This is a genomic window from Zetaproteobacteria bacterium, assembly GCA_003696765.1.
Classification (GTDB): Bacteria; Pseudomonadota; Zetaproteobacteria; order Mariprofundales; family J009; genus RFFX01.
The window spans coordinates 1-17,477 of sequence record RFFX01000030.1 but is presented as its reverse complement, the minus strand read 5'-3'; the positions used below and the strand labels follow the sequence as shown (position 1 = coordinate 17,477).

Below are 17,477 nucleotides of genomic sequence, written 5' to 3'. Positions count from 1 at the left end.
CCGCCCAAGGCTAGGCTGAGCCGGTCGCCATGCCAAAGAGCCAACTCGCCTCCATCCACCGCCGCGCGCCTCGCCTGATCGCGCTCTGCCGCGCCATCCGCTCCGCCGGCGGTAGCGCCTGGCTGGTCGGCGGCTGGGTGCGTGACACCCTCGCCGGAGGCGACTCCTCCGACTACGACATCGAGGTCTTCGGCCTGCGCGCCGACCAGCTGCAGCGGATCGCCGCCCGTTTCGGCCGGGTGCTCCCGGTCGGCCGCTGCTTCCCGGTGCTCAAGCTGGAGGGAGCGGATCTCCGCGCCGATCTGGCGCTGCCCCGGCGCGAGGCGAGCACCGGCCCGGGCCACCGCGATTTTGCGGTGGCCGCCGACCCGAAGATGAGCCCCGAGGAGGCGGCGCAGCGGCGCGACTTCACCATCAACGCCATGATGTACGACCCGATCGAGGATCGACTCTTCGATCCCTTCGGCGGCCGGGCGGATCTGCGCGCCGGTATCCTGCGCCATGTCGGCCCCGCCTTCGTCGAGGATCCGCTGCGCCCGCTGCGGGCGATGCAGCTCGCCGCCCGGCTCGACCTGCGGCTGGCGCCGGAGAGCGCCGACCTCTGCCGCACCATGGTGGCGGAATCCGCCGCGCTGCCTGAGGCCCGCATCGCCGGGGAGTGGCGCAAATGGGCCACCGCCGACCACCCCGAGGCGGGGCTGCGCGCCCTGCGCGAGAGCGGCTGGATCGCCGCCTGGCCCGAGCTGGCCCGACTGCCCGCCACCCCGCAGGAGCCCCGCTGGCACCCCGAGGGGGATGTGTGGAACCACACCGTGCTCTGCTGCGCCGCGGCCGCGGCCATCGCCCGCCGCGATCGGCTCGACGCCGAGGCGCGCACGGTGCTGCTCTTCGCCGCCCTCTGCCACGACCTGGGCAAGCCCGCCACCACGGCCCGGGGCGAGGACGGCCTGCTGCACGCCCACGACCACGCCCGGGCGGGGCTTGCCCCCACCGGAAGCCTGCTGACCGCGATCGGTGCGCCACGCGGCGTGATCGAGCGCGTGGTTCCATTGGTGCGCGAACACCTGGTCCACCTGCACGGCGACCCCACCCCGCGGGCGGTGCGGCGGCTGGCCGACCGTTTGCGACCGGCCTCCCTGCGCGACTGGGAGCGGCTGATCGAGGCCGACGCCTCCGGACGCGCCCCCCATCCGCCCGGGCGTCCGGCGCTGGCCTGGCTGCGGCTGGCCGAAGCGCTCGCCGTCCAGCGCCAGCCGCCGAAGCCGATCGTCACCGGCAAATGGCTGCTGGCCCACGGCATGACGCCGGGGCCGGAGGTCGGCCGACTGCTGCGCGCAGCCTGGCAGTTGCAGCTCGACGGAGTGATCACCGACGCCGCCTCGGCCGAGACGTGGTGGCGCACCACGCAGAACGGCGATCCTGTCGCAGGCAACCGCTAAAAGGAGACCCCCAGCGATTCAGCCAGCGCGTGCAACCGCTTATCCCGGGTCCACAGTCGGATCGACGCACCCGATACCACCGCAGCAAGCAAGTGGATATCGATGTAGCCGATCCCCCGCCCCATCAATCCATGATCTTCGATGAACGAAAGGATATCGGAATCCGAAACCACCCGGACTGCTGGCAAACCGTTCAACAGCTCCAGAACCGTTGCACGATGGACCAGGTTGCCACAAGCTATTTCCCCGATGACGAACGGGTGGGTGCACACCCTGCCGGATTCCAGCAACTGCCGGAGTTCCTCATCTCCCCGCCGCAGGTAATCAACCCAAACAGATGTATCAACCAAAATCAAAGGCTGGTCGAAAACAACTCAACGAATGTGCGAACCCCGGGAGCCCGGGGTGCCAACTTCCGGAGCAACCATCAGCACTGTGCCTTCTGTCGTCGACGCGGCGTGGTACGCAACTCAGGCTCGGTTCCGCCCAGACGGGCCAGCCGACGCGCGCTTTCGCGTTCTATCAGTGCCTTCAGCCCCTCACGCACCAGAGCACTCTGCTCTTTCAGGCCGGTCAGGCGCCCGGCCTCTGCGAGCAGTGCATCATCCAGATTCAGCATTGTACGCATAACAGTTTGATCACCACGAGCCCATCCATGGCCACAGCGGTGGTTTCGCAAAAGTACATCCGTGGACTTTTTGCTCGATGGGAATCGAAGAGGGCGGTTGTCCTGACTGCGGATGACGGGTTCCGCATGTTCCACACACAATCACCGTGTGCAACCGTACCGCCTTCTTGTGTAACCTACACCAACAATGTCAAAGACATTCTGCGGCCCGACAGACACCGCTCAGCGCAGGCGCGACCAGAACCAGCGCTCCAGCACCGCGTCGAGCGAAATCGCCCCCGGCCCGCTGAGGATGAGGAAGAAGAGCATCAGCCCCCACGCCTTGTGGTCGATGAAGTCGCTGCCCACCAGACCGTTCCACAGCCCGTTGGGCCACAGCGCCGGGTAGGAGATCACCGCCACCGCGTTGTAGACGAAGAGGATCAGCGCCGCCGGCCTGCCGAGCAGCCCCAGCCCGAGGAACCAGGGCAGGGTCAGCTCGGTCCAGGTGCCCAGGGTGGCGGCGAGGTCTGGCGAGATCAGCGGCACATGGTACTCGTAGTTGAACAGGTAGGCGGTGCCCATCGGATCGTTGTGCTTGACCACGCCGGCGCGCCAGAAGGAGAGCGCCACCCACAACCGGAAGAGCAGCAGCCCGAGCGGCTGCAGCCGCTCCAGCCGGTCGCGCAGCCAACGCCACGCCGTATCGATCTGCCTGAGCATCTTCACCATGTCACACCTCGATCAACCCGCACAAAGATCGACGACCAGCCGCCTGGAGAGCAGCAGCGGCAGCAATGCCGACAGGTCGTAGTCGGAAAAACCCGCCGCACGCGTCTGCTCCCACGCCTGCTGCAGCGACGCGCCGGCCAGCGCCCGACGCAGGAAGGCGCCGTCCCCGGCGGTGATCGGCTGCATCACGATCTGCGCGGCCTCCCGCCAGAGGAGCAGCGACTGACCGCCGGCGTCGGCGCGGGGGGGCTCTCCCTGCGGATCGTCGCAGTAGCGCCAGATGTCGAACACCGGATAGTCGCTGCAGACCAGCTGCACCGAGGGATGGAGCCGCAGCCTGAGCGGCGTCGTATCGAGCAGGCGCAACCGCTCCGCCGCCTCCCGCTGCGACAGAGGGCGGGCCTCGTCGGCCAGCCAGCTCAACTGCCGCGCCCACTCCAGCCGCGCCACATCGGCGAGATAGGGCATCGCCTCGGTCTCCTCCATCCGGGCGAGGAAGTCGGGAAAGCCCGCGCCGTACTGCTGCAGGTTGCCCGCCGTCGGCGGATCGTCGCGCAGGTAGCGGTCGGCGGCGCGGGAGAAGAAGGCCGCTCCGACCAGCGCCCGCACGGCGGGAAAGCTGGTGGCCAGCGCATCGGCCAGGATGTTCTCCACGATGTGGCGGTAGATCTGCATGCGGCGGAAGGGCGCAAGCCCCGCCGGTACGATCCAGGGGGCGATCGCCGCATCGCCGAAGAGCACGCAGCGGGCGAAGGCCTGCTGCAACTGGGCGACGGAGGGGGCGGCCGCGCTGTTCACGCGCAGCACTCCGCAGCCGCCGGCCGCGCGCCGCGCCCATCGACCGCCACCGCATCCAGCATTCCCTGGGCGGTGGCCGCCTCCCGCTGCAGCACGGAAAAATCCGGAATGTTCGCATCCCACTCGATCAGGGTGGGGCGCGGCCCGATCCGCTCCACGGTGTAGCGAAACAGCGGCCACACCTCGTCCCACACCGGATGGTCGTGCGAATCGATGAGCAGCGTCACCGGCCGCCCCTCCTCGCCGACCAGCCGCCTGCGCGAGAAGCCGGCCAGATGGTACTCTGCAACCAGCTCCGGCGGCATGGCGTCGATGAAGCGGCGGGGATCGAAGCCATGGTTGACGCTGTTGACGTAGACGTTGTTGACATCGAGCAGGATCCGCGCGCCGCTGCGCCGGGCCAGCTCACGCACGAACTCCCACTCGGGGATGGTGGAGTGGGCGTAGGCGAGGTAGGTGGAGGCGTTCTCCAGCAGGATCTGCCGCCGCAGATGGTGCTGGATCTCCTCCTCCCGCTCGACGAGCAGCGCCAGCGACTCCTCGGTGTAGGGCAGCGGCAACAGCGCGTTGAGATGGATCGAGCCGACCGCGCCCCAACTGATGTGCTCGGAGACCAGCCCCGGATCGATGGCGTCGCAGAGTCGGGCAAGTTGCATCAGATGGTCGCGATGGAGCCGGTCGGCGCTGCCGGGGGAGAGGCCCACCCCGTGCAGGCTGAGCGGATAGTCGGCGCGCACCTGCCGCAGCAGCGCAAACATGGGGCTGTCGAGGGCGAAGAAGTTCTCGCTGTGCACCTCGAACCAGGCGCACGCCGGCTGCTCCCGCACCACCTGATCGAAGTGGGGCGGGCGCAGGCCGATCCCGGCGCGGACCGGGACCGGCCGCGAAACGCGCCGGTTAGCGTCGGGCAACGAGTCAGCCCTTGCGCGGCTTGGTGCTGCCGCCGTCGATCTTGGCGCACAGCCCGGCCGGCACGGCGATGAAGGCCTGCGGATCACGCGCCTTGGAGTCCTGACCGGCGCAGGAGTGGCCCGGCGACTGGCAGTCGTTCTTGTAGGCGGCGTTGACGCCGTAGCACTTCTCCATCGCCATCTTGCCCATCGATCCGGCGTTGGCATCGCCGATCGCGCCCATGGAAATGGCGGTGGCCAGTGCGCCGCCGAGCATCAGTCTGGTTCTCTGTTGCATGGATTCTACCTCCGATGATTTCCGGCCGACGCCCCCGCAAGAGGGCCGCCGTCCCCGCACGGCATCCGCCGCGCCCCCATTGGTCGCCATGGATCGGAGGTTCTTACATGATCGAATCGCAACAAGTCCGTCCGTGGACTTTTTGCTCAACGGGAATCGAAGAGCACGGCTTAGATTACCTTACAAATCAACAAGTTGTGCATGAAGGCCATTTTGTTTTACAGGAGAAGAGACCTTGCAGAACAAGCGCGGTGGCAGCGCCGGAAGGGCCTCCGGCCCCAAGGGGGAAATCCGCCGCTATTCGGCGGCGACGACATCCTCCAGCGTCACACGCAACACCTCGTCCACGGTGGTCACCCCGGCGGCGACATGGCGCGCCCCGTCCTGGCGCAGGGTGCGCATCCCCTCGCGCCGGGCCTGCCGCCGCACCTCCTGCAGGTTCCCCCCCTCGTGGATCAGGTTGCGCATCGCCTCGCTGATCATCGTCATCTCGTAGATCGCCACCCGCCCCTTGTAGCCGGTCTGCATGCATTCGGCGCAACCGGTCGCCTCGTAGATCACCTCCACGTCGGGGAAGTCGGCACCATCCACGTCGAGCACCCGCCAGTCGGCATCCACCGGCGGACGCGGCCTGCGACAGTGGGGGCAGAGCCGGCGCACCAGCCGTTGCGCCTGCACCATGATCAGCGACGAGGCGACCAGGTAGGGCTCCACCCCCATGTCCTGAAGCCGGACGACGGCCGAGAGCGAGTCGTTGGTATGGAGCGTGGCGAAGACCAGATGGCCGGTGAGCGAGGCCTGGATGGCGATCTCCGCCGTCTCCAGATCGCGGATCTCACCGATCATCACGATGTCGGGATCCTGCCGCAGGATGGAGCGCAGCCCGCTGGCGAAGGTCAGCCCGATCTTCTGCTGCACCTGCATCTGTCCCACCCCTTCGAGCTGGTACTCGATCGGATCCTCGATGGTCATCACGTTGCGATTGGCCCGGTCGACCTGCATCAATGCGGCGTAGAGGGTGGTGGTCTTGCCCGATCCGGTCGGACCGGTAACCAGCAGCAGGCCGTGCGGCGCGGCGGTGGCCTGCCGGATCAGCTCCAGTTGGGCGTCGCTCATCCCCAGGCTGCTCAGGCTCATCACCCCCGCGCTCTTGTCGAGCAGCCGCATGACGATGCGCTCGCCCTGCGCCGTCGGCAGGATGGAGACCCGCACATCGACCTCGCGTGCGGCGATGCGCACCCGGAAGCGGCCGTCCTGCGGGTGGCGCTTCTCGGCGATGTCCAGCCCGGCCATCACCTTGATCCGGCTGCTCATCGCCGCCTGCACCCCCTTCGGCGGGGTGATGATGGTGTGCAACACCCCGTCGATGCGGAAGCGCACCAACACCTTGGTGGCAAACGGCTCGATATGGATGTCGCTGGCCCGCTCCTTGAGCGCCTGGGAGATCAGGGTGTTGATCAGCCGGATCACCGGTGCTTCGTCCTCGGCGTCGAGCAGGTCGCTGATCTCCTCGAACTCGCGCGAGAGATCGTCGTGCTCGCCCAGATCCTCCAGCATCTGCTCGGCGGAGGCCGAGGCCATGTCGAAGCTCTGGTTGAGCGCGGTCATGATCACATCGCGCGGTGCGAGCACCGGGGTCACCTCCCCGCCGAGGAAGAGGCGACAATCGTCGAGCAACGTCCACGGCCAGTCGCCGTCGTCGGGCACCGCCACCGGGTTGGCCGCCTCATCGCTCGGGGCCAGCGGCAGGATCGGCCCCTGACGCAGCACGGCCAGCGAAAAGGGCGCCAGCCGTTCGGGATCGATCCGGTCGGCGGCGATGCGTGTAAGCCGCTTCATCTCACGGCGTGGCGTAGCCGTCGGTGGGGGCGGAACGGGTCGGCGGCTGCTTCGGCTTCCCCTTTCCCGAGGGCGGCGTCGGCTTCCACGACTCGGGGAAGTGGTGCGCCGAAGGGCGGATCAGGATGGAACCGCCGCTCCTCTGCCCCTTGTAGAGCCTCTTGATATCCAGATACTTGTCCTGGGTCACGGTGCGGATGTCGTCCTCGCTGCGGATGATCTTGGGCCGGAGGAAGACCATCAGGTTGGTCTTGGTGCGGCTGTCGTCGGTGAACTTGAACGGCTCTCCGAGGAGCGGCACCGAGCCGAGGCAGGGAACCTTCTTCACCGCGGTGCGCTCATCCGAGCGCATCAGGCCGCCGAGCACCAGGATCTCGCCGTCGCGCACCAGCGCCACCGTCTTGATCGAGCGCTTGTTGGTGATCAGATCGCTTGCCCCGGTGGTGGCGGTGGCCGAGTTGCTGATGCTGGAGACCTCCTGATAGATCTCCAGCCGCACGGTATCCCCCTCCGAGATCTGCGGCTTGACCTTCAGCGTCAGGCCGATGTCCTTGCGCTGGATCGTTTGGAACGGATTGGCCACCCCCCCTTGGGTGGCGTTGGTGCCGGTGATGAACGGCACGTTCTGGCCGACGACGATCTGTGCCTCCTCGTTGTCCATGGTCAGGATCGTCGGCGTGGAGAGCAGGTTGCTGTGGGTGGTGCTCTCGATCGCCTGGGCGATGGCACCGAGGGTGATCGAGCCGGCGTTGAGGTCCCCCTGCAGCACCCCGACCGAGAAACCGGGCAGGGCGGCGGCGGCCGCGGCGGCGTTGTTGATCGTTCCATTGTTGGCCGCCACTGCGGCACCGATCTTGCCGAAGGTGCCCTGATCGTTCTGACCGCCGAAGATGGTGATGGTGTTGTTCTTGATCGGCTTGCCGGCCAGCCAGTCGATGCCCAGCTGCTCGGCGTCGTTGCCACTCACCTCGACCACCAGCGCCTCGATCAGCACCTGCAGCCGGCGGATGTCGAGCTTGGCGATGATCGACTTGATCGCCCGCATGTCGTCCGGCCCGGCGGTGACCAGCAGCGCATTGGTCGAGGGATCGGCCACCACCTTGATGTTGCCGGAGAAGAGCACCTTCTTCTGCCCCGGCTTGCCCACCACCCGTCCGCCGGTGAGCGAGGTCAGCGTTTTGGCCACATCGGTGGCGTTGGCGTGCTTGAGGTAGATCACCTGCAGCCGGCCGGCGTCGGTCTCCGGCCGGACGTCGAGCCGTGCGACGATCTCCGCGACGTCGTCCATCCGCTGCGGATCGGCGATGACGATCAGCAGGTTGCCCGGATCGTGGGCCAACGCCTTGAGCGCCACCGGCGTCATCCCCTCAGCCTTCTCCACCGTGCCGTAGAGCGCGTTCAGCGTGGCAGCCAGCTTGGCCGCCGAGGCGTACTGCAACTCGAAGATGCGCACCGAGACCGCCTTGGGCTGGTCGACGATGGCGATGATCTTGCGGATCTTGGCGATGTTGGCGGCGGAATCGGTCAGCAGCAGCAGATTGCTCGCCGGGTAGGCGACCAGGTGGCTCACCGGTGCGATCAGCGGCCGCAGGATGGCCACCAGCTGGGCGGCGTTGGCGTAGTGGAGCGCGATCACCTCGGTCACCAGGTCGTCGTTGGCCCTGGGCTGGTTGCGCAACACCGGAATGGTCTTCTGCTTGCCCTCGGCGCGGGGGATGATCTTGATCACCTTACCGCTGGGCACGGCGGCGAAGCCGTTCATCTCCAGCACCGAGAGGAAGACGTCGTAGGCATCCTTCTCCGAGATCGGCGTCGGGGAGACGATGCTCACCGTCCCCCGCACCCGGTTGTCGACCAGAAAGTTCTTGCCGGTGAACTCGGAGACGAACTTGATCACCGACTTGATGTCGGCATCCTTGAAGTTGAGTGTCACCTTGCCGCCGGCCCAGGCCGGCAGAGCCGCCAGCATCAGCAGCGCGGCCACGAACGGCAGGAATCGGAACCGGATGGCCGTCGTCCGCCCACGTCGCATCGCCCACCTCCCTGGTCCTCTCCTGCGCAATCCGCCGCTCCTCTGCAAATCCATCACCCCTCCATCGCCGCTCAGCGGATCTCGTAGTGGAAGACGTAGTCGCTGCCGCCGCGCCGTACGGTGACATCGACGCTCGAGGCCGTCTGCAACTGGCGGTACATGTTCATCGCCTGCTCCATCGAGGTGACCGGTTTGCCGTTGACCCCGGTGAGGATATCGCCGTTCTGCAGGCCAAGCCGCTGATAGAGGCTGCCGGCGGCGATGTCGGTCACCAGGAAGCCGTCGGCCTTGCCGTTGGTGAAATGGGGCAGGATACGCGCCTGCGACAACAGCCGGGAGAAGTTGGCCATGGCGTCGTTGACCACCTGCCGGCTCAATCCCATGTTGCGCCGGTTGGGGCTTCTCGACGGGAGCTGCCGCACCAGCGGCGGTGGAGGAGGCATCCCCTTGGCCGCCGCCTCGGCCTTCTTGTCCAGCCAGAGCTCCCGCGGCGTCCCGTCGGCATCGAGCACCACATGATCGGCATAGATCCGCTGCACCGTGACCCGGGGAATGACGGCGTCCCCGACGTGGAAGGTATCCACCGCCTTGCCCGGCATCGGCAGGATCATGGCCACCGACCGGTCGCCGGCCATCGCCGTACCGACCAGCTTGGCATCGAGCCGGATCGGAGGCTTGACCACCGGCGGAGGCGGTGGTGGCGCCACCGGTCTCGGTTTCGGCGCGGCTTTGGGCTTGGCCTGTGGCTTGCCGAAGAGGTGCTGGGCAACGATCGCCGCCGGATCGATCGACCCGACGGCCGTGCGCTCCGCCTGCGGCGCAGCAGGGAGATCCGCCCCATCCCTCCGGGTGCCGGAAGGCACCAGAAGCACCGCGCACTGCCAGGCGATCCACACCACCAGCGCCACCTCCAGCGCCGCCGGAGCACGCTGCAGCCACCACTCCTGCCGGCGCAGCGTCTGGATCGCGACCATCCCCCTTCCCTCCCGCTACTGCCGCAGCAGCAGGCGGATCCCGCGACCGGGATCCTCGGCCACGACCACCGTGCCGTCGGGGGCGATGAAGCCGGACAACGCGGCCTCCCCCCCCTTGGAGAGGGAGACGGCCCGCAACCCCACACGGTCCGCCGCCTGCATCGAGAGTGTGAACGAAACCCCGCTGCGCTGCGGTTGCGGCGCGGTGGTGAAGTCACGCCCGGAGAAGAGCCCCCCGCCGGGAAGGAGGTGGACGAAACCGGCGGTCGACCGGACGGAGGTGGAGGCGGCCAGCCCAACGTAGTGGTAGCGCCGGCCGACGAGGGGCTGCGCGACGCTGTTGCGCCGGAGGGCGACACCAACCCCCCATACGGTGCCGTCGGCGAACCAGATCAGCGCCTTGCGGCCATCCTCGGAGGGGACGAAGCGGAACCGGACCGGCACCGGCGCACTCCCCTTCGCCAGGGTGAAGACGAAGCCGTAGCTGTCGCGTACAACGTTGCCGTTGAAAGTCGGCCGACTGCCGTCGGAGGCCGTGATCCCGCCGGAAAAGGCCCCGGCGGCTGCCGAAGAGGCGGTGACATCGAGATTGCCGCTGAAGGTGGTCAACGCCCCGGCGGCACCGTACTCCAACCCCACCCACTGCCAGACGGCGCTGGTCACCACCGGAGCGTCCGTGTGGCGCACGCCGAGCAGCAGCCGGTGCTCGGTCAGGCTGTAGTTGTCGGTCAACACCCCGGCGACCATCTGGCCATCGGCGGAGAAGGCCCCCTGATACTGCGGCTCGGCCACCGCGCTGGTCACCCGATCGAGGCTCCAGCGACCGTCGGCGGAGAGGGAGTAGGTATCGAAGCCGACCCTGCCGCTCGCCGGCGCCTGCGCAGTGCCGTCGACGTAGAGATCCCGGGGGAACATGGCGGCGGAGGTGGTATAGAGGTCGACCACCCCGCGCTCCAGCCGCCGGCCGCCGACGGCCAAGGTGAGCGTCACATACTCGAACCGCCCCTGATGCGCCTGGGCGATATTGGCGCTGCCCAGTGGACGGCCGGCGACCGCCGGGCGGTGGTCGACCCGCCCGGTGACCGGTGCCTGGATCATGTGGGTGTAGAGGTCGTTCAGATCGGTGGTGGAGAGCGCGCCGCTGCCGCCGACGGGAAAGAGCTGGCCGTAGAGGTCGGCGGCCAGCGCCGGGATCGACTTGCCGCGGGTGTGCGCCAACCCGGCGATGCCGGCCAAGACCGCGGCGTAATGGGCGCGATCGGCGTCGCCCGAGGCGGGCAGGGTCACATCGTCGGGGATCAGGGTGAGCGGATCGCCCCCACCGAGAAAGGCGCTGCCCACCTGGGCCAGCGCCTCCATCACCCCCGCTGCCGGGTCGCCGCCGGCGGCGATCTTCTGCAGCGCACCGGCGGCGGCCATCTCGGTCAGCGGCGTGATGTTGGCATACTGATCGGCGACCACCGCCGGCACCACCGCACGGATCGTACCGCTCAGTGCAGCAGTCGTGCCGGTGTATTCGTCCAGAAAGGTGGCGCCCTGGCCGCCCGGTGTGAGTTCGAGCAGCATCGGCCCCTGATAGTTGGAGATCCGCAGCGTGAACCCGCCTCCCGGCCCGGTGCCGCTGTAGCGGTCGAGCAACGCCCCCTTGCCGCCGCCATCCAGCCGGTAGGCACGGACCACACCGCCCTGGACCACCCCGAGGTTGGCCACGCCGTGGACTGCAACCGTGCTGCCGCCGGCCACGCTCCCGCCACCGCCACCGCCGCCGCCGCAACCGGGAGCAAAGAGCGCCAGCGCCACCATCGCGGCCGCCACACCGACCATCCCCACCGCTCTGCCCATCACTCCACTCCTTCCGCCTCCGGCAGCGCCAGCCGGCACTCCAGCCATACACGGAGCGCCGGACAGCCATCGACGCAATCGCCCGCACCCGCCGCGCGCAACTCGTCGGCATCGAACCCTCCGCTGACGCCCAGCGGATAACAACCCGCCCGTCGTGCCGCCTTCATGTCGCCGACACCGTCACCGGCCATGACCAGCTCCCCGGGGGCACACCCGAGCGCCTCGGCGGCCAGCAGCAGGGTGTGCGGATCGGGCTTCTGCCGCCGCTCGGGCGTCAGCCCGATCACCAGCGGCAAAAGCCCCGTCCAGCCCAGGTGCGCCAGCTGCCGCTCGGCGCGCGACTGGCTCTTGCTGGTCACCACCGCCCGCGGCACCTCATGCTCCGCCAGCCAGCGCAGCAACGCCTCCGCGCCGGGCAGCGGCGTAATGTCGAGCAGGCGCCGATCGTGAAACTCGAGGAAACGACGGCCGGCCTCCTCGCGCCGATCGCCAAAGAGCGAGATCATGCTGCACTCGCCCCGTCCGGTGTGGCGGACGATCTCCTCCCGCGTCATCCGCGGCCGGCCGAACTCGGCCAGCGTCCGGTTGAGCGCCCAGGCGATCGGCCCGAAGCCGTCGATCAACGTGCCGTCGAGATCGAGCAGGACCCCACGCGGCTTCGGCTCAAATTTCACTGCAAAACGCCCGTCAACGATCCCCCGCTCCGGCAGAGAGGCGCCCAAGATGGTCGATCATCGCCGCCCGCCACCGGCGGGTCACCCGCCCCGGCCGGCCGTCGCCCACCGGCCGACCGTCGATCACACAGACCGGCATCACCGCGTTGGTGGTGCTGGTCAGCATGCACTCGCTCAGCCCCGGCTCGTCGAGCCGCCACGGCCGCTCGGCCACCGCAAACCCCGCCTCGGCGGCCAGCCTCAGCGCCAACGCACGGGTGATTCCACCCAGCACCCGTTGGTCGAGCGGATGGGTCACCACCACCTGGTCGATCACCGCCAGCAGGTTGGTGGCACACCCTTCGAGCAGATGCCCCTCCTCGTCGACCCAGAATGCCTCGTCGGCACCGGCGCGCTGCGCCTCCTGCTTGCCCAGCACGCTGGCCAGAAGCGCGATCGACTTGATGTCACACCGCTTCCAGCGGATATCCGGCAGGGTGATGCCGACCAGCCCCTGCGCCACGCGGGCATCGGAGGGGAGCGGCAACGCACGCGCGGTCATCACCCAGGTGGGGGTGAGAGGGGTGGAGACCAGATGGGCGCGCGGCGCCACCCCGCGGGTCACCTGGATGTAGAGCATGGCGTCGCGGAAGGGGTTGCGCCGATAGAGCTCCTCCAGCCGCGCGCGCATCTGTTCCCTGCTGCAGGGCATGGGGATGGCCACCGCCTCGAGCGAGTACTCCAGCCGCGTCAGATGGGGGTCGAGATCGAGGAAGGTGCCGCCAAAGCAGGCCACCACCTCGTAGACGCCGTCAGCAAACTGAAAACCCCGATCCTCAATGTGCACCCGCGCCTCGGCGAGCGGGAGGAAGCGATCGTTGAGCCAGGCGACAAGCCCCCGATCAGGGTTGCCGGCTCCCGGAGCGGGCGATCCCCCCTCCTCACCCACCCTCGGGGGCATCCCGGAACATCAATCGGATGCGGTCGACCATGCGGCCGAACCAGCCGGCCTCGCCCACCGCGGCGGCGGTGACCATCGGCACGGTGGCCAGGGTATGCCGCCGTCCCCGCTCGTCGGTGACGGTGGCACGGATCTCACCCACCTTCCGCCCCTTGGAGAGCGGCGCGGTCAGCGGCGCGGGGTAGGTGAGGTCGAAGGCCACCTTGCGCTGATACCCCTTGGGCACGGTGATCCAGACGGGGGCTGCAGGGATCAGCCAGACATGGTTGTCGGCACCGCCGAAGACCTCCACCTCCCTGCGCAGATCGTGCACCGCCGGGCGCACGGAGACGAAGTTGCGGAAGCCGTACTTGAGCAGCGACTTGCTCAACGCGGCGCGGGCGCGGTCGGAACGGGCGCCGAAGATGGCGGAGACGAAACGGGTATCGCCCTGCTGCATCGAGGCGACCAGGCAGTAGCCGGCGGCCCTGGTGTGGCCGGTCTTGATGCCGTCCACCCCCGGCATCGACCAGAGCAGCCGGTTGCGGTTGTACTGCCTGCGGCCGTTGAAGGTGTAGCTCTTCTCGGAGAAGATCTTGTAGTACTTGGGGAAGTCCCGCCAGAGCGCCGCCCCGAGCAGGGCCATGTCGCGGGCGCTGCTGTAGTGCCCATCCACCGGGAAACCGGTGGCGTTGACGAAGTGGGTATGGTGCAGACCCAACGCCCCCGCCTTCTCGTTCATCCTGTCGGCGAAGGCCTCCTCGGTGCCGGCAATGTGTTCGGCCATGGCGATGCAGGCGTCGTTGCCGGAATAGGTGGCGATACCGTGAATCAACTCCTCGACGGTCGGCTTCATCCGGGGATCGAGAAACATGGTGCTGCCGCCGATCTTCCACGCCTTGCGGCTGACCGACACCCGCTCATCCAGCGCAAGCCTCCCCAGCCGAAGATCCTCGAAGATCAGATAGAGGGTCATCATCTTGGTCAGGCTTGCCGGCGGCAGCTCCTCGTCGGCGTTGTGGCCGGTGACCACCTTGCCGGAGCGGGCGTCGAGCAACACCCACGCCCGGGCGTTGAGCTCGGGCGCCTTGGGCCAGAGCGCCGCCCGCGCGGCCGGGGCGGCGACCACCACCGCCGCCAACAGCGTCCACGCGATCCATGCCGTCCGTCTCATCCTCTTCCTTCCGGATCGTACCACAGCAGCCCCATCATGATTTCATCGCAACAGCCCCGTCCGTGGACGATTGGTCCGACGGGAATCGAAGAGCGCGGCCCTCCATGGCCGCTCCTCCGCCCGCCCCCTCACCGCCCCAGGGAGACATCGCGCAACACCGAGAGCACCGCATCCTCACTCCGGCAGCAGACAACCTGTGCCATCGCATCCTCCACCGACATCACCAGATGGCGCTCCAGCGCCGCAAGCAGCGGCGGCCAGCAGTCGCCGAAGAAGATCAGCGGCCTGGGCTCCACCACCCGGATCGCCTTCAGATCCCAGCACATGGCGAACTCGGAGAGGGTCCCCAGCCCGCCGGGCAGCACCAGCCAGGCGTCGCACTCCTCCACCAGCCGCTTCATCCGTTCGAAGAAGTCGTCGCAGCGTAGCTCCTCGGCCAGCGCGTTCTCCGGTGGGGTGGGAAAGCGGCTCAGCGTCACCCCGCGCACCGCCCCACCGCCCTGTGCCATCCCCTCGGCGAAGGCGGCCATCATCCCCTGATGGCCGCCGGTCTGCCCCCGCCAGCCAGCCTCGGCCAACCGGCGGCCCAAGGCGACAACGGCGCGGTAGCGGGGATCGTCGGAGGGGATACACGACGAACCGAAGGCGGAGATCACCCCACCCTGCCGAGGTGGCGTCACTCGATCACCACCATCGCCCGACCGAAGCCGGCACGCTGCAGCGCCAGCACGATCCGCTCCACCCGCGACATCGCCCGCAGCGGCCCGATGCGCACCCGGTAGAGCGCCCCTCCGGGGAGGCGGGCGCGCGCAATCCTCACCGGGGCGAAGCGAGCCTGCAATCGGCGGCGCAACCGTTCTGCGTTGGCGTAGCTGGAGAAGGCACCCACCTGCACATAGACCGCATCGGGCGGCAGGGATCCGGTGGGAGATGCCGATGCAACCGGAGGAGGTGGGGCAGCCGACGCCGCCCCCTCCAACGCCTGCACCCGCACCCGCGCCGTGCCCTTGCGGTCGAACCCCAGCGCACGGGCGGCGGCGTAGGAGAGGTCGATCAGCCGGTTCTTGACGAAGGGGCCGCGGTCGTTGACCCGCACCACCACCGAGCGGCCGTTCTCTAGATTGGTCACCCGCACCATGGTCGGCAGGGGCAGTGTCTTGTGCGCCGCGGTCATGGCGTGCATGTCGTAGATCTCGCCGTTGGCCGTCCGCCTGCCGTGGAAGTCGCGGCCGTACCAGGAGGCGATCCCGGTCTCATCGTAGCCGGCCGCACTCTGCAATGGGTGGTACCAGCGGCCGCCGACCCGATAGGGACGGCCGGCCTTGCGCGCCCCGCCCGCAGAGGGGGGCGGTGCATACCCCCCCCGGTCGTAGAGGGCCACCCCCTGCCGCCCGCAGCCGCCGACCAGCGCGGACAGGGAAAGCAGCATCAGCGCGATCAGGAGACGGCGCACAGCGCGCTGCCCAGCATGGCGGCCAGCTCGGTCGCCGCCATGGCGTAGTTGCGGGAACGGTTCCATCGGGTGATGACATGGAAGTTGTAGTGGATCAACAGCGGCCGCTCCACCCCCTCCTCCACCGCCAGGGCGATCACCGTCACCCGGTCGTCATCACGCCAGTGCGCCGGCAGCCGGCCGAGCTCCGGTCGCAGATCGGCCAGCGCCCGCCACCGCAGGCTGCGTGCGGCGATCAGAGCGGCGATCGGCGCCCGCCGGCCGGCCCCCTCCGGCAGCCAGTGGGCCACCGGCCGCCGGTCGTCCCAGTGGTGGCGGTGGAAGTAGTTGGCCACGCTGTAGATGATATCGGTCGGGGAATCCCAGACGTCGCGCCGCCCGTCGCCATCGCCGTCGACGGCGTAGGCGCGGTAAGAGGAGGGGATGAACTGGGTGGTGCCGAAGGCGCCGGCATAGGAGCCGACCACCGAAGCCGGGTCCCGCCGCTCCTCGTGGCACATCAGCAGAAACTCCCCCAGCTCGCGGCGGAAGAAGTCGGCCCGGCGCGGATAGCCGACCGCCAACGTGTAGAGCGCATCGAGCACCCGGTCGCGCCCGCGCCGGCGCCCGTAGTGGCTCTCCATCCCCAGGATGGCGGCGATCATCTCCGGTTGCACATGGTAGCGCGCCCGCGCGGCGGCGAAGACGGCCGCATGTTCGCGCAGGTAGGCCCGCCCCTGATCGGCCAGCCGACGCCGGACGAAGAGCGGACGGTAGGCGGCATAGGGGCGCGCCTCATACGGCGTGGTGATGCGCCGGATGACCGAATCGCGGTAGCGGGCCTGAGTCAGCGCCGCGGCCACCTCCGCGCGCGGCAGACCGGTCTGGCGCACCAGCGCGTCGACCAGGGCCGCCCGACGGGGATCGGCGCGGAGCGCCTCCGGCGCCCACACCACCGCCGCAACCGCCGCCCCCACCCCGCGCAGAACGGCGCGCCGGCCGCGATCGACGCCACAGGCTGTGCGCCCCCCGCCGCTCACCGCCCCGCCTCCCGCAGCGGGATCCGGATCAAAAAACGAACTCGCGCGGCTTGACCGCCCCCTCGGCATCGGCCAGAAGCGTCTCCATCACCCGGGTGGTCTCCACCCCGCCGTCGGGCAACAGCCGCTGGTGCAGCAGCTCGACCACCGGGTTGCTGCCGACGAAGGCGATCACCTCCCCCCCCGGCGCCACCCGGTCACGCAGGTGTCGCGGGATCTCATCCACCGCCGCGGCGATCACCAGCACGTCGAACGGCCCGCCGTCGATCTCCTCGCACGCCTCGGGATCGAGGCCGTTCAGCTGGATCACCCGCGCATTGTCGATCCCAAGATCGCGCAGATTGCGCGTGGCGAAGTCGACCAGCTCCCGATGGATCTCGCAGGCCAGCACGAAGCGGGCCTGCATGGCCAACAGCGCCGTCAGATAGCCGCTGCCGGCGCCGATCAGCAGGATCTCCTCATCGCCGGAGAGGGCCAGCTGCTGCAGGATGCGGGCCTCCTGCAGCGGAGAGAGCATCTCCTGGCCGCAGGGGAGCGGCACATGCCCCTCCATGTAGGCGATGCTGCGCAGCTCCTCCGGCACGAACCGCTCGCGCGGCATTCGGGAGAGGAAGTCGAGCAGATCGGGATCGAGCACCCTGCAGGCGCGGATCTGATGCTCCACCATGTTGGCTCGTGCAGCGGCGTAATCCATGATCGAATCGCAAAAAGTCCGTCCGTGGACTTTTTGCTTGACGGCGATCGAAGAGCGCGGTCTTCGATCGCCTTACAAATCCGTCGCTTGCAT

17 protein-coding genes are annotated in these 17,477 nt (G+C 68.7%); 1 reads left to right on the top strand and 16 read right to left on the bottom strand.

The features are described from left to right. Positions 1-29 precede the first annotated feature (29 nt). Positions 30-1,439: an HD domain-containing protein gene (locus D6682_02980; GenBank protein ID RMH51988.1), complete on the top strand. Its 1,410-nt coding sequence runs from the start codon at positions 30-32 to the stop codon at positions 1,437-1,439. On the opposite strand, the gene D6682_02975 is transcribed toward D6682_02980, so the two are convergent. The 16 genes from D6682_02975 to D6682_02900 form a co-directional block, all read right to left on the bottom strand. Continuing rightward, positions 1,436-1,795 (bottom strand): PIN domain-containing protein, encoded by a 360-nt coding sequence (locus D6682_02975; GenBank protein ID RMH51987.1) that lies wholly within the window; start codon positions 1,793-1,795, stop codon positions 1,436-1,438. The two genes, D6682_02980 and D6682_02975, sit on opposite strands and share 4 nt — an antisense overlap. 71 nt (positions 1,796-1,866) lie before the next feature. Next, the gene (locus D6682_02970) at positions 1,867-2,067 is read right to left on the bottom strand and encodes a type II toxin-antitoxin system VapB family antitoxin (protein RMH51986.1); all 201 of its coding nucleotides are present in this window, start codon (positions 2,065-2,067) and stop codon (positions 1,867-1,869) included. Between the two features lie 222 nt (positions 2,068-2,289). Then, on the bottom strand, positions 2,290-2,778 hold the full coding sequence (locus tag D6682_02965; protein ID RMH51985.1) for a DoxX family protein: 489 nt from the start codon (positions 2,776-2,778) through the stop codon (positions 2,290-2,292). Between the two features lie 12 nt (positions 2,779-2,790). Beyond that, positions 2,791-3,699, bottom strand: coding sequence for a DUF2063 domain-containing protein (locus tag D6682_02960; GenBank protein RMH51984.1), 909 nt, complete (start codon positions 3,697-3,699; stop codon positions 2,791-2,793). Further along, complete coding sequence (locus D6682_02955) at positions 3,573-4,694, bottom strand: DUF692 family protein (GenBank protein RMH51983.1); 1,122 nt, start codon at positions 4,692-4,694, stop codon at positions 3,573-3,575. Before D6682_02955 ends, D6682_02960 begins: the two co-directional genes overlap by 127 nt. Before the next feature lie 367 nt (positions 4,695-5,061). After that, positions 5,062-6,603 carry a type II secretion system protein GspE gene (gene gspE, locus D6682_02950; GenBank protein RMH51982.1) on the bottom strand — a complete coding sequence of 514 codons (1,542 nt, stop codon included), beginning with the start codon at positions 6,601-6,603 and terminating at the stop codon, positions 5,062-5,064. A 1-nt stretch (position 6,604) separates the two neighbouring features. Next, positions 6,605-8,689: a type II secretion system protein GspD gene (gene gspD / locus D6682_02945; protein ID RMH51981.1), complete on the bottom strand. Its 2,085-nt coding sequence runs from the start codon at positions 8,687-8,689 to the stop codon at positions 6,605-6,607. 17 nt (positions 8,690-8,706) lie between these two features. Further along, positions 8,707-9,609 (bottom strand): PDZ domain-containing protein, encoded by a 903-nt coding sequence (locus D6682_02940; protein RMH51980.1) that lies wholly within the window; start codon positions 9,607-9,609, stop codon positions 8,707-8,709. 15 nt (positions 9,610-9,624) lie between these two features. After that, a complete protein-coding gene (locus tag D6682_02935) occupies positions 9,625-11,439 on the bottom strand; it encodes a hypothetical protein (GenBank protein RMH51979.1) in 1,815 nt (604 codons plus the stop codon). A gap of 11 nt (positions 11,440-11,450) precedes the next feature. Continuing rightward, positions 11,451-12,125: an HAD family hydrolase gene (locus tag D6682_02930; GenBank protein ID RMH51978.1), complete on the bottom strand. Its 675-nt coding sequence runs from the start codon at positions 12,123-12,125 to the stop codon at positions 11,451-11,453. Positions 12,126-12,138: 13 nt separating this feature from the next. After that, on the bottom strand, positions 12,139-13,065 hold the full coding sequence (locus D6682_02925) for a hypothetical protein (protein ID RMH51977.1): 927 nt from the start codon (positions 13,063-13,065) through the stop codon (positions 12,139-12,141). Next, on the bottom strand, positions 13,046-14,218 hold the full coding sequence (locus D6682_02920) for a D-alanyl-D-alanine carboxypeptidase (protein ID RMH51976.1): 1,173 nt from the start codon (positions 14,216-14,218) through the stop codon (positions 13,046-13,048). The genes D6682_02925 and D6682_02920 overlap by 20 nt, the downstream gene beginning before the upstream one ends. Before the next feature lie 128 nt (positions 14,219-14,346). Then, positions 14,347-14,874: a hypothetical protein gene (locus D6682_02915; GenBank protein ID RMH51975.1), complete on the bottom strand. Its 528-nt coding sequence runs from the start codon at positions 14,872-14,874 to the stop codon at positions 14,347-14,349. A 20-nt stretch (positions 14,875-14,894) separates the two neighbouring features. Continuing rightward, a complete protein-coding gene (locus tag D6682_02910; protein ID RMH51974.1) occupies positions 14,895-15,737 on the bottom strand; it encodes a septal ring lytic transglycosylase RlpA family protein in 843 nt (280 codons plus the stop codon). Next, entirely contained in the window at positions 15,656-16,636 is a 981-nt protein-coding gene (gene mltB, locus D6682_02905; protein ID RMH52001.1) for a lytic murein transglycosylase B, read from the bottom strand. Before mltB ends, D6682_02910 begins: the two co-directional genes overlap by 82 nt. 82 nt (positions 16,637-16,718) lie before the next feature. Continuing rightward, entirely contained in the window at positions 16,719-17,384 is a 666-nt protein-coding gene (locus D6682_02900; protein RMH51973.1) for a protein-L-isoaspartate O-methyltransferase, read from the bottom strand. Between the last annotated feature and the right edge of the window lie 93 nt (positions 17,385-17,477).

What these genes read in the sequence shown, in the direction of transcription:
- D6682_02955 (RMH51983.1), bottom strand. Translation starts at nt 4,694, where the DNA reads ATGCCAACGCCGGATCGATGGGCAAGATGGCGATGGAGAAGTGCTACG.
- D6682_02965 (RMH51985.1), bottom strand. Translation starts at nt 2,778, where the DNA reads ATGGTGAAGATGCTCAGGCAGATCGATACGGCGTGGCGTTGGCTGCGC.
- gspD (RMH51981.1), bottom strand. Translation starts at nt 8,689, where the DNA reads ATGGATTTGCAGAGGAGCGGCGGATTGCGCAGGAGAGGACCAGGGAGG.
- D6682_02920 (RMH51976.1), bottom strand. Translation starts at nt 14,218, where the DNA reads ATGAGACGGACGGCATGGATCGCGTGGACGCTGTTGGCGGCGGTGGTG.
- D6682_02940 (RMH51980.1), bottom strand. Translation starts at nt 9,609, where the DNA reads ATGGTCGCGATCCAGACGCTGCGCCGGCAGGAGTGGTGGCTGCAGCGT.
- D6682_02980 (RMH51988.1), top strand. Translation starts at nt 30, where the DNA reads ATGCCAAAGAGCCAACTCGCCTCCATCCACCGCCGCGCGCCTCGCCTG.
- gspE (RMH51982.1), bottom strand. Translation starts at nt 6,603, where the DNA reads ATGAAGCGGCTTACACGCATCGCCGCCGACCGGATCGATCCCGAACGG.
- D6682_02925 (RMH51977.1), bottom strand. Translation starts at nt 13,065, where the DNA reads ATGCCCCCGAGGGTGGGTGAGGAGGGGGGATCGCCCGCTCCGGGAGCC.
- D6682_02970 (RMH51986.1), bottom strand. Translation starts at nt 2,067, where the DNA reads ATGCGTACAATGCTGAATCTGGATGATGCACTGCTCGCAGAGGCCGGG.
- D6682_02900 (RMH51973.1), bottom strand. Translation starts at nt 17,384, where the DNA reads ATGGATTACGCCGCTGCACGAGCCAACATGGTGGAGCATCAGATCCGC.
- D6682_02910 (RMH51974.1), bottom strand. Translation starts at nt 15,737, where the DNA reads ATGGAACCGTTCCCGCAACTACGCCATGGCGGCGACCGAGCTGGCCGC.